Source organism: Aerococcaceae bacterium DSM 111021 (assembly GCA_020112395.1).
Taxonomy (GTDB): Bacteria; Bacillota; Bacilli; order Lactobacillales; family Aerococcaceae; genus Ruoffia.
Genome location: JACCEK010000014.1, coordinates 1 through 502, shown reverse-complemented (window position 1 = coordinate 502; position 502 = coordinate 1). Strand labels below are relative to the sequence as shown.

Here is a 502-nt window from a genome sequence, read left to right as displayed (position 1 = left end):
AGGGCAGAGCACCAGGAGGGGGGGAAACAAAAAGAAGGGCAGGGAGGGAATACTGGGAAAATGGTACCATGAACGGGGGAAAGAACGGCAACAAGAGTGGGCGCAAGGGAGACCACGTGACCGAATGCGTCACTCGCGAAAGAGGCATCTGGAACAGCTGTTAAAGCAACAACACGTCCTGTGAAGGGAATGGCGAGTCAGGAAGCAGGGGGGGGAGGGGAGGAGGGAGAAGGGGGGGAGGGAGTGGGGAGAAAGGGGAGGGAAGGGGGAGAAAGCGGGGGGAGGAGGGGGAGAAAGAGGAAAGAAGGGGGGGAACAGCGGGAGCGGTGAAAAAAGAGGAAGAGGGGGAAGGAAGGAGGGCAAAAGAAGAAGGAGGGGGTAGGGAAAGAACACGAGGACAGGGGGGAGGCAAGAAGGAAAAGGCATGAGAAGCAAGGAAAAGGGCACCGGGAAAGGGAAGGAAAAAGGAGGAGAAGGAGGGAAGGGAAGAGAAGGAAAAGGG

The 502-nt window shown here is 57.8% G+C and carries 1 protein-coding gene; it reads right to left on the bottom strand.

Annotated features, from left to right (window positions below):
- A partial coding sequence (locus HYQ40_11270; protein MBZ6528329.1) for a PTS glucose transporter subunit IIA occupies window positions 1-191 on the bottom strand: 191 nt, incomplete at its 3' end.
- Between the last annotated feature and the right edge of the window lie 311 nt (window positions 192-502).